Raw genomic sequence first — 10,718 nt, forward strand, 5'->3', positions numbered from 1 at the left:
ACCTGATGACCGAGCGCCTCGGCCTGCCGCGCGACCGGGCGGTCGCCTGGACGCTGGCACGGGTGCTGCAGAACGGCCTCTGGGACATCGCCGACGCGGTCCGCGACCACGGCCCCGGCGCCCAGCCGCACTCCGACTGGTTCGACGCCCAGATCGTCATCGCCACCGCCCTCCGCCCCCTGCTGAGCCGCTGAACAGGACCAATCCACCTTGCCCCCTGACGCTGCTGACGCTCCGTCAACTACTGTGTCGGATATGCGACTCCGCAACCGCGGCCACAGCCCCCACCCCCGTCTCGCGGTCCTCGACCACCGCACGGAGCAGCGGTGGACGCGGCTCGTCCCCGACCCGGTGCCGCGCCTCGGGCCCCGCCTGCTGGCGCACATACCGCCCCGGCTGCACCCGGCCCGCGCGCACCGCTCCGGGGACCGCCTGCTGGTCCTCACCCACACCGTCGACTACCACGCCTGGGGCTTCCTCGGTCCGGCGCTGCTCTTCGACACCGCCCCCACCGCGCCCTACTCCCTCGTCGCCGAGCTCCGCGGGGAGCGCGGCGCGGCCCTCCCCGGCGACCGCGGCCGGTTCGTCATCGGCCTGGAGGGCTACGGCACCTTCGACACCTGGCAGCACGGGCCGGACGGCTCCATCGAGCAGGCCTGGCACTCCTTCGGGCACTACGCCCCCGACCCGGACGGCTCCGTCCGCGTGCTGGAGTGCGACCGCAACACCCCCACCGAGTCGCACCTGGTGCGCCTCCACCAGGACGGCACCGTCGAGCGCGGCCCCGCGCTCCGCGACGGGCAGTGCAGCGAGCCGGTGCGGCTGCCCGACGACACTCTGCTCTTCGTCGACGGGACGACGCTGCGCGCCGCTGCCCCCGACCTCGGCCTCGCCGACCTCGTCGACCTCACCGGCCTCCCCGACCCGACGCCGTCCTCCTCCCACTGGCGCTTCCACGCCGAACTAGCCCTGCACGGCGACCGCCTGGAGGCGGCCCTCTTCGAACGCTCGGCCGAGCCCCCGGTCGTCCACACCACCCACCGCTGGACGTTCTCCGTCCTCGACCAGCCCCCGGCCGCCTGACCGCGTCGCGCCGTTTCACGTGAAACGCCCCGCTCCCGCCCCGGGCGTCAGCCCATCCCCTCCATGTTGACGAACCGCGAGTAGTGGCCCTGGAAGGCCACGGTGATCGTCGCCGTGGGGCCGCCACGGTGCTTGGCGACGATGACGTCCGCCTCGCCGGCCCGCGGCGACTCCTTCTCGTAGGCGTCCTCGCGGTGCAGCAGGATGACCATGTCGGCGTCCTGCTCGATCGAGCCCGACTCGCGCAGGTCCGACACCATCGGCCGCTTGTCGGTGCGCTGCTCGGGACCACGGTTCAGCTGCGAGAGCGCCACCACCGGCACCTCCAGCTCCTTCGCCAGCAGCTTCAGCGAACGCGACATCTCGGAGACCTCCTGCTGCCGGCTCTCCGGCCGGCGCGAGCCGCCCGTCTGCATCAGCTGGAGGTAGTCGATGATGACCAGCTTCAGGTCGTTGCGTTGCTTGAGCCTCCGGCACTTGGCGCGGATCTCCATCATCGTCAGGTTCGGCGAGTCGTCGATGTAGAGCGGCGCCTCGCTGATCTCCGGCATGCAGCGCGCCAGCCGCGTCCAGTCGTCGTCGGTCATCGAGCCGGTGCGCATGTGGTGCAGCGCCACCCGCGCCTCCGCCGACAGCAGCTTCATCGCAATCTCGTTGCGCCCCATCTCCAGCGAGAAGATGACGCTCGGCAGCCCGTGCTTGATCGCCGACGCCCGCGCCCAGTCGAGCGCGAGCGTCGACTTGCCCATCGCGGGACGGGCCGCGATGACGATCATCTGGCCGGGGTGGAGGCCGTTGGTGAGCGAGTCGAAGTCGGTGAAGCCCGTGGGGACGCCCGTCATCTCCCCCGCACGGGAGCCGATCGCCTCGATCTCGTCGAGGGCGCCCTCCATGATCTCGCTGAGCGGCGCGTAGTCCTCGCTGGCCTTCTGCTCGGTGACCGCGTAGATCTCCTGCTGGGCGCCGTTGACGATGCCGTCGACGTCGCCGTCCGCCGCGTAGGCCATCTGCGCGATCCGGGTGCCGGCCTCCACCAGCCGCCGCAGCACCGCGCGTTCGCGGACGATCTCCGCGTAGTACTCCGCGTTGGCCGCCGTCGGCACCGAGGAGACCAGGGTGTGCAGGTACGACCGCCCGCCGACCTTCTCGATCTCGCCGCGCTTGGCCAGCTCGTCGGCGACCGTGATCGGGTCGGCCGGCTCGCCCCGGGCGTAGAGGTCGAGCACCGCGTTGTGGATCGTCTCGTGGGCGGGACGGTAGTAGTCGGCCGAGCGCAGCACCTCCACCACGTCGGCGATGGCGTCCTTGGACAGCAGCATGCCGCCCAGCACCGACTGCTCCGCCGCGATGTCGTGCGGCGGGACGCGGTCGAAGCCGCCCCCGCGGGGACCCTCGCCCGGCATGCCGTCCTGCTCTGGCCCGTTCACCGGTGCCCTCCCGCTCCGCCCGCCGAACGCCCGGGCCTCGTACTCGTGTTGCCGCCGCCGGCTCGCGCCGGGGACCGCGGCAGACCAGTCTCCCCGATCGCGGGCCCGGACCCCGTACGCAACATGGCTCCGGGGGAACCCGCTTGTTCCGGTGCTCGGTTCCGGTATAGGACACGCCTCGGACATCCCCCCGCCACGGGGGCACCTCGCGGCGTTTCACGCTAAGCCCCGGCCGCACCATCGGCCAAGATGGTTATCCACAGGGCATGTGGACAACGTCCGCAAGCCTGTGCACAACCCGCCCGAAGCTGTGGACAGAGCGGGGGACAACGCTGTGAATTACTTCCGGAGCCCCCGCCGCCACCCGCTCCCACCTGCGACAACGCCATCCACCGGCTGTGCAGGGAAAAAACTGGCGCCCCGCCGCCCAAGATCGCGCCAATCGGGACGGACGTGACCAGTCGTCAGCGCCGCCCCGAGCCGCAAGTAATGCCCCATCCACAGTTGTGCCACTTACCTGTGGATGACTACCGTCGGCCCGGTGACCAGACGAGCGCCCCTGCCGCGCGCCCCGCGCCCCCTGCTGCGGCCCGACGACCGCGAGATCCTCCGACTCGCCGTCCCCGCCTTCGGCGCCCTCGTCGCCGAACCCCTCTTCCTGATGGCCGACTCCGCCGTCGTCGGCCACCTCGGCACCCCCCAGCTCGCCGGCCTCGGCGTCGCCTCCACGGTGCTCTCCACCCTCGTCGGCGTCCTGGTCTTCCTCGCCTACGCCACCACCGCGGCCGTCGCCCGCCGGCTCGGCGCCGGCGACCGGGCCGGCGCCATCCGCCAGGGCGTGGACGGCATCTGGCTCGCCGTCGGCCTCGGCGCGGTGCTGCTCGCCGCCACCGCCGCGCTCGCCGGGCCGATCGTCTGCGCCTTCGGCACCGGCGCCGACGCCGCCCCGCACGCCGAGACCTACCTGCGGATCAGCGCCTTCGGCATCCCGGCCATGCTGATCGTGCTCGCCGCCACCGGCGTGCTGCGCGGGCTGCAGGACACCCGCACCCCGCTGGTCGTCGCGGTCGCCGGGTTCGCCGCCAACCTGGCGCTCAACCTGGGCCTCATCTACGGCGCCGGGATGGGCATCGCCGGCTCCGCGCTGGGCACCGTCATCGCCCAGTGGGGCATGGCCGCGGTCTACCTCGCCGTCACCGTCCGCGGGGCGCGCGCCTCCGGCGCGAGCCTGCGCCCGGACACCGCCGGGATCCGCGCCTCGGCGACCGCGGGCGTGCCGCTCTTCATCCGCACCCTGGGGCTGCGCGCCGTCATCGTCATCGCCGCCGGCGTCGCCACCCGGCTCGGCGACGACGCCATCGCCGCCCACCAAGTGGCCACGTCCATCTGGAACTTCCTCGGGATGGGCCTGGACGCGGTGGCCATCGCGGGCCAGGCGATCATCGGCCACCGGCTGGGCGCCGGCGACGCGCCCGCCGCCCGCGCGGCCACCCGGCGGATGGTGCAGTGGGGCGTGCTGGTCGGGGTGGTCCTCGGCGTCCTGGTCGCGGTCGGCCGCCCGCTCTACATCCCGCTCTTCACCTCGGACCCGGCGGTGCGCAACCTGCTGCTCGGCATCCTGCTGATCGTCGCGCTCGCCCAGCCGTTCTCCGGGGTGGTCTTCACCCTCGACGGCGTCCTGATGGGCGCCGGGGACGGACCGTTCCTCGCCTGGGCGATGCTCGGCACGCTGGTCCTGTTCACCCCGTTCGCGCTGCTCGTCCCGACGCTCGGCCTGGGCCTGGACGGCCTGTGGTGGGCGATGCTGCTCTTCATCGTCAGCCGCGGCGTCTTCCTGGTCCTCCGCATCCGCACCGGCCACTGGCAGGTGACCGGAGCGGTGCATCCCTGACGACCGGCCGCACACGCGGAAGAGCGGCGCCCCCGGAACGGAAGAACCGTCCCGGGGGCGCCGCCCTGTCGACTGTGCCGTCAGCGTCAGGCGCCGACGACCGTCACGCCGAGGTTGGCCTCGACCTCGGGGTGCAGCTTGACCGCAACCTTGTGCTGGCCCAGCGCCTTGATCGGCGCGGAGACCTGGATGCGGCGCTTGTCCACGTCCGGGCCCCCGGCCGACTTGATCGCACCGGCGATGTCCGCCGGGGTGATCGCGCCGAAGAGGCGGCCGGTGTTGCCGGCGCGCGTCTCCAGGCGGACCGTCAGGGCCTCGAGCTCGCCCTTGACGGCCTGCGCCTGCTCCAGCGTCTGGATCTCGCGCACCCGGCGGGCGCGGCGGATCGCGTCGACGTCCTTCTGGCCGCCCTTGGTCCAGCGGATCGCAACGGACCGCGGGATCAGGTAGTTGCGGGCGTAGCCGTCCTTGACCTCCACGATGTCGCCGGCGACACCGAGGTTGGCCACCTCGTGAGTAAGGATGATCTTCATTTTTCGGTCATCCTCTCTCAGCGCGCGGTGGAGGTGTAGGGCAGCAGCGCCATCTCACGGCTGTTCTTCACGGCCGTGGCGACGTCACGCTGGTGCTGGGTGCAGTTGCCGGTGACCCGGCGGGCACGGATCTTGCCGCGGTCGGAGATGAACTTCCGCAGCAGGGTCGTGTCCTTGTAGTCGACGTAGGAGATCTTCTCCTTGCAGAACACGCAAACCTTCTTCTTAGGCTTGCGTGCCGGCGGCTTCGCCATGGTTTTCTCCAATTACGATGATCAAGAAGTCTTAGAAGGGCGGTTCGTCGGAGAAGCCGCCGCCGGAGGGCGCATTGCCGCCCCAGCCGCCGCCACCCTGCTGACCGCCACCGCTCTGGCCGCCGCCCTGCGGGCCGCCGGACGGAGCGCCCGTTGCCCACGGGTCGTCCGCCGGAGCGCCACCACCGGACGCGGCACCACCGCCGCCGCCCCAGCCGCCGCCACCCTGACCGCCGCCGCCCTGCTGGCCACCGCCGCCGAAGCCGCCGCCGCCACCGCCGCCGCGGTTGGCACGCGTCACCTTCGCGGTGGCGTAGCGAAGCGCCGGGCCCACCTCGTCCACGTCGAGGTCCACGACGGTGCGCTTGACACCCTCGCGGTCCTCGTAGGTGCGCTGCTTCAGGCGCCCCGTGACGACGACCCGCATGCCGCGTTGCAGCGACTCGGCCACGTTCTCCGCGTACTGCCGCCAGACACTGCACGTGAGGAAGAGGGCTTCGCCGTCCTTCCACTCGTTGGTCTGGCGGTCGAAGGTGCGCGGCGTGGACGCGACGCGGAACTTGGCAACGGCCGCACCCGACGGGGTGAAGCGCAGCTCGGGGTCGTCGACCAGGTTGCCGACGATCGTGACGACGGTCTCGCCTGCCATGGTGCGTGCCTTCCCTGTGGCTTACGGGTGTTCCGGGTCGGGGTCGGACGGGTGGATGAACGGTCGGGCGCGTCGGACTTGGGCCGACGAACCGGAACCCTTTAGTGGGTGTCCGGGCGGAGGACCTTGGTGCGGAGCACCGACTCGTTCAGGTTGAGCTGGCGGTCCAGCTCCTTGACGACGTCGGGCTGGGCCTTCAGGTCGACGACCGAGTAGATGCCCTCGGACTTCTTGTTGATCTCGTAGGCGAGACGGCGCCGGCCCCAGGTGTCGACCTTCTCGACGTTGCCGCCACCATCGCGGACAACCTTGAGAAAACCGTCGATCAGCGGGGAGACAGCACGCTCCTCGAGCTCGGGGTCGAGGATCACCATCAGCTCGTACTGACGCATGCGGGAACCCACCTCCTTTGGACTCACGGCCACGGTATTTCCGTGGCAGGAGGGTCGTTGTTGCGTCGCAACGGTACTCCGCGGCACTGACACCGAAGGAGCGTGGCGCGCAGCAGGCACCGTCGCAGAGAGGACAGCGTACCGGTTGCCCCCAACCCGGACGAAATCCCCGTCCCGGGGCCTGTGGACGGCGCGCGGTCACGCGGTCGCTCCTGTCCGGGGGTGAATGGTGCATTCCGGCTCTAGCTTGGGGGAAAACCTCAATCAGAACCTCAGAACCGTGGTCACAGGAGGTGTGTCATGGCACAGCCAGTCGCACGCAACCAGCACCATGTCCTCAACACCGACGGCCGCGCTCATCCGCGGGAGAACGCGCTCGCGGTGGTCACCGCCCTCGCCGGCCTGCTGGCGATCGTCACCTCGCTCTGGCCGCACCTGCACGTGGTCTCCTGCTGGGCGGGCCTGGTCGGCCTGGGCACCGGCGCGGTCTCCCAGATGATCTCGGAGACCCGCGGCGAGCGCTTCGTCAACGTCATCGGCATGGGCGCCGCCGCCGTGGGCCTCGGGCTCGGCATCGCGCACGGCGGAGTCCTCTGAGACACGCCGCAGCGGCGCCCCCTCGGACGGCGAGGCCGCCCGGGCGGGGCGCCGCGGCGCAGGGCGGCACAGGGACAGCCACGGCGCGCAACCGGCACGGGTACGCTGCCGTGGTCCGCCGTTGTACCCGCGAGGAGCGCCCCGCAATGAGCCTCAGCCTCCGCCCGATCTCCCCCGAGGAGCACCTGGCCTTCATCAAGGGCCTGCCCTCCGCCAGCCACATGCAGGTGCCCGCGTGGGGCGGGGTCAAGGCCGAGTGGGGCTCGGAGAGCCTCGGCTGGTTCGACGCCGCGGGCAACATCGTCGGCTCGGCGCTGGTGCTGTACCGCCAGGTCCCCAAGGTGAAGAAGTACCTGGCGTACATGCCCGAGGGCCCGGTCATCGACTGGTACGACGAGAACCTGCAGCGCTGGCTCGACCCGATGCTGGCGCACCTGAAGCGCAAGGGCGCCTTCGCGGTGAAGATGGGCCCGCCCGCGGTGATCCGCCGCTGGGACTCCGCCACCATCAAGAAGGCCATCGCGGACGACACGGCCAAGGCGCTCGCCGACGTCCAGCCCGCCTTCTTCGACCCGCGCGCCGAGGGCCTCGCCCGCCGGCTGCGCGCCTCCGGCTGGCAGCAGGACAACAGCGGCGGGGCCGGCTTCGGCGACGTCCAGCCGCGCTACGTCTTCCAGGTGCCGCTCGCCGGGCGCAGCCTGGACGACATCCTCAAGGGCTTCAACCAGCTGTGGCGCCGCAACATCAAGAAGGCCGAGAAGGCCGGCGTCGAGGTGGTGCAGGGCGGCTACGACCAGCTGCCGATCTTCCACGAGATCTACAAGGTCACCGCGGAGCGCGACCACTTCATCCCGCGCCCGCTGTCGTACTTCCAGCGGATGTGGCAGGCGCTCAACGCGGAGGACCCGAACCGGATGCGCCTGTACCTGGCGGTCCACGAGGGCGAGGCGCTCTCCGCCACCACGATGCTCACCGTCGGCCAGCACGTCTGGTACTCCTACGGGGCGTCCGCCAACCACAAGCGGCATGTGCAGCCCAACAACGCCATCCAGTGGCGGATGATGCAGGACGCCTACGCGATGGGCGCCAGCGTCTACGACCTGCGCGGAATCGGCGGCTCACTGGACAAGGACGACCATCTCTTCGGTCTCATCCAGTTCAAACTGGGCACCGGCGGTCAGGCGGCGGAGTACATCGGCGAGTGGGACTTCCCGATCAACAAGCTGATGTACAAGGCGTTCGACCTCTACATGTCGCGCCGCTGAACCAGGACCCGAAAGGAGATCAGGGGCTGATGTCGCTCTCCCTCTACATCGACACCGCCCGGTGGCGCGCCCACCAGCAGTCGGTGGTCGCGGCCTACCCCGGCCTGGTGCCGGTGGCGAAGGGCAACGGCTACGGCTTCACCAATCTGCGGCTGGCGGAGGAGGCGGCGCTGCTCGGCGCCGACACCCTCGCGGTGGGCACCACCCACGAGGCCGCGGTGGTGAAGGACTACTTCTCCGGCGATCTGATGGTGCTGACGCCGTACCGGATCCAGGAGGAGCCGGTGCCGCTGCCCGACCGCGTGGTGCGCACGGTATCCACGGTCGACGGGGCGGCGCATCTGCGCGGCGCGCGGATCGTGGTGGAGTGCATGACGTCCCTGAAGCGGCACGGCATCGCCCCGGGCGACCTGGGCAAGCTGCATGCGCTGATCGGCGACGGGGTGCGCATCGAGGGCTTCGCGGTGCACATGCCGATGGACCGGCCGGACGGCTCGGACGCGGTCGCGGAGATCGCCCAGTGGGTGGACGCGATCCGCGCGTCGATGCTCCCGCTGCAGTCGATGTTCGTCTCCCATGTGACGCCGGATCAGCTCACCCGCCTCCAGCGGCAGTACCCCGACGTGCGGTTCCGCTCCCGGATCGGCACCCATCTGTGGCTGGGCGACCACGGCGCGATCGAGTGCCGCGGCATGGTGCTGGACGTCGTCCCGGTCGCCAAGGGCGAGCGGTTCGGCTACCGGCAGCACAAGGCCCCGTCCGACGGCCATCTGGTGGTGGTCGCCGGCGGCACCGCGCACGGCGTGGGCCTGGAGGCGCCCAAGGCGGTCGCCGGGCTGGCGCCGCGGGCCAAGGGCATCGCACGGGCCGGGCTGGCCACCGTCAACCGGACGCTCTCGCCGTTCCTCTGGCAGGGCAAGCAGCGCTGGTTCGCGGAGCCGCCGCACATGCAGGTGTCGATCCTCTTCGTCTCCTCCGAGACGCAGCCGCCGCAGGTCGGCGAGGAGCTGCCGGCCCGGCTGCGGCACACCACCACGACCTTCGACCGGCTGGTGGACGGCTGGCAGTCCCGCCCGTAGCGAGGTGCCGTCCGGCTTGCTGACGGATCGCCGACACGCCGGTACGGCAGACTGTGCGCCATGAGTTCGACGAGCACGGGAGAGCCCGACAGGGGACCGGCCGGCACCGATCGTGTGTGCCCGACGGTGGACGATCCGGTGGCACGGGCAGGTTCGGAGCTGATCGGCGGCCCGGCCGGCCGCCGCATCCGCTTCGCGCGCCGCGGCGACGGGTCGTTCTGGACGCCGCTGCGGGTGATGGCCCTGTGCGCGGTGGTGATCTTCGCGCTGGGCATGGTGCAGAAGTACCCGTGCTACGCGCAGGACTGGTTCCAGGGCGCCAACGCCCAGTACGTGCACGCCTGCTACAGCGACATCCCGCACCTCTACCAGGGCCGCGGCTTCGCGGGCGGGCAGATCCCGTACGTCGACCGGCTGCCGGACAAGGTGAGCCCGGATCTGCACTACCTGGAGTACCCGGTGCTCACCGGCGTCTTCATGCAGATCGCGGCGTGGCTGACGCCGGGCGGCACGGTGGACTCCGACATCGTCCACCGGGAGCAGATCTTCTACCTGGTGAACGCCGGGATGCTGATGGTGTGCCTGGTGATCGCCGTGGTGGCGGTGGCCCGCACCCATCGGCGGCGGCCGTGGGACGCGGCGCTGCTGGCGCTCTCGCCGGCGGTGCTGCTCAACGCCACCATCAACTGGGACCTCTTCGCGGTGGCCCTGCTGGCGGTGGGCATGGCGCTGTGGGCGCGCAAGCGCCCGGTGTGGGCGGGGGTGCTCTTCGGGCTGGCGACGGCCGCGAAGCTCTATCCGGTGCTGATCTTCGGCCCGCTGCTGGTGCTCTGCTGGCGGGCGGGCCGCTGGCGGGCGCTCGGCCAGGCCGCCGCGGGGGCGGCGGGGGCCTGGCTGGTCGTCAACATCCCCTGGATGATCGCCAATCCCACCGGGTGGGCGACGTTCTACACCTTCAGCCAGTCGCGGGGCGAGGACTACGGCTCGTTCTGGCTGGTGCTGATGCAGCAGCGCGGCAAGGCGCTGGGCATCGACTCCCTGAACGCGGGGGAGGGCATCGTCATGGTGGTGTGCTGCGCCGCGGTGGGGCTGCTGGCGCTGGCGGCGAAGCGCAGGCCGCGCCTGCCGCAGCTGGCGTTCCTGGTGGTGGCGGCGTTCGTGCTGTCGAACAAGGTGTACTCGCCGCAGTACGTGGTGTGGCTGGTGCCGCTGGCGGCGCTGGCCCGGCCGCGCTGGCGCGACCTGCTGATCTGGCAGGCCGGGGAGTGCCTGTACTTCCTGGGGATCTGGATGTACCTGGCGGCGACGGTGGTGGAGAACGGCAAGGGGCTGCCGCAGGGCGGCTACCACCTGATCATCATGCTGCACATCCTCTGCACGCTGTACCTGTGCGGCGTGATCGTCCGGGACATCCTGGCCCCGGACCGCGACCCGGTGCGCCTGGACGGCTCCGACGACCCGGCGGGCGGCGTGCTCGACGGAGCCCCGGACCGGTTCACGCTGCGCTCCCTGGTGGTCCGTCAGTGATTCCCAATATGGTTTGTCAAG

The 10,718-nt window shown here is 71.3% G+C and carries 10 protein-coding genes and 2 pseudogenes; 7 read left to right on the forward strand and 5 right to left on the reverse strand.

The annotated features are described in order from the left end of the window. Both BIV57_RS25985 and BIV57_RS10850 read left to right on the forward strand, forming a co-directional pair. Positions 1-194, forward strand: a pseudogene (locus tag BIV57_RS25985) (hypothetical protein); the annotation flags it as partial. Positions 195-255: 61 nt separating this feature from the next. Then, positions 256-1,083, forward strand: a complete 828-nt coding sequence (locus tag BIV57_RS10850) for a hypothetical protein (protein WP_071656518.1) — start codon at positions 256-258, stop codon at positions 1,081-1,083. A gap of 47 nt (positions 1,084-1,130) precedes the next feature. On the opposite strand, the pseudogene dnaB reads toward BIV57_RS10850, so the two are convergent. Next, a pseudogene (gene dnaB / locus BIV57_RS10855) lies at positions 1,131-2,456 on the reverse strand (replicative DNA helicase); the annotation flags it as partial. 577 nt (positions 2,457-3,033) lie between these two features. Between dnaB and BIV57_RS10860 the strand changes: the two are divergent. Further along, the gene (locus BIV57_RS10860; RefSeq protein WP_079170217.1) at positions 3,034-4,401 is read left to right on the forward strand and encodes an MATE family efflux transporter; all 1,368 of its coding nucleotides are present in this window, start codon (positions 3,034-3,036) and stop codon (positions 4,399-4,401) included. Positions 4,402-4,487: 86 nt separating this feature from the next. Here BIV57_RS10860 and rplI read toward each other — a convergent pair whose 3' ends face one another. From rplI to rpsF, 4 genes are all read right to left on the reverse strand, one after another. Continuing rightward, positions 4,488-4,934, reverse strand: coding sequence for a 50S ribosomal protein L9 (gene rplI / locus BIV57_RS10865; RefSeq protein WP_071656519.1), 447 nt, complete (start codon positions 4,932-4,934; stop codon positions 4,488-4,490). A gap of 17 nt (positions 4,935-4,951) precedes the next feature. Then, positions 4,952-5,188 (reverse strand): 30S ribosomal protein S18, encoded by a 237-nt coding sequence (rpsR, locus tag BIV57_RS10870; protein WP_071656520.1) that lies wholly within the window; start codon positions 5,186-5,188, stop codon positions 4,952-4,954. Between the two features lie 31 nt (positions 5,189-5,219). After that, positions 5,220-5,837 carry a single-stranded DNA-binding protein gene (locus tag BIV57_RS10875; protein WP_071656521.1) on the reverse strand — a complete coding sequence of 206 codons (618 nt, stop codon included), beginning with the start codon at positions 5,835-5,837 and terminating at the stop codon, positions 5,220-5,222. A gap of 101 nt (positions 5,838-5,938) precedes the next feature. Next, positions 5,939-6,229, reverse strand: a complete 291-nt coding sequence (gene rpsF / locus BIV57_RS10880) for a 30S ribosomal protein S6 (protein ID WP_071656522.1) — start codon at positions 6,227-6,229, stop codon at positions 5,939-5,941. 300 nt (positions 6,230-6,529) lie between these two features. Between rpsF and BIV57_RS10885 the strand changes: the two genes are divergently transcribed. From BIV57_RS10885 to BIV57_RS10900, 4 genes are all read left to right on the forward strand, one after another. Further along, entirely contained in the window at positions 6,530-6,826 is a 297-nt protein-coding gene (locus tag BIV57_RS10885) for a hypothetical protein (protein ID WP_071656523.1), read from the forward strand. A gap of 146 nt (positions 6,827-6,972) precedes the next feature. After that, positions 6,973-8,091, forward strand: coding sequence for a lipid II:glycine glycyltransferase FemX (locus BIV57_RS10890; RefSeq protein ID WP_071656524.1), 1,119 nt, complete (start codon positions 6,973-6,975; stop codon positions 8,089-8,091). 29 nt (positions 8,092-8,120) lie between these two features. After that, complete coding sequence (locus BIV57_RS10895; protein ID WP_071656525.1) at positions 8,121-9,170, forward strand: alanine racemase; 1,050 nt, start codon at positions 8,121-8,123, stop codon at positions 9,168-9,170. A 60-nt stretch (positions 9,171-9,230) separates the two neighbouring features. Next, positions 9,231-10,697 (forward strand): glycosyltransferase family 87 protein, encoded by a 1,467-nt coding sequence (locus BIV57_RS10900; RefSeq protein WP_079170218.1) that lies wholly within the window; start codon positions 9,231-9,233, stop codon positions 10,695-10,697. Positions 10,698-10,718 lie beyond the last annotated feature (21 nt).

The organism is Mangrovactinospora gilvigrisea, assembly GCF_001879105.1.
Classification (GTDB): Bacteria; Actinomycetota; Actinomycetes; order Streptomycetales; family Streptomycetaceae; genus Mangrovactinospora; species Mangrovactinospora gilvigrisea.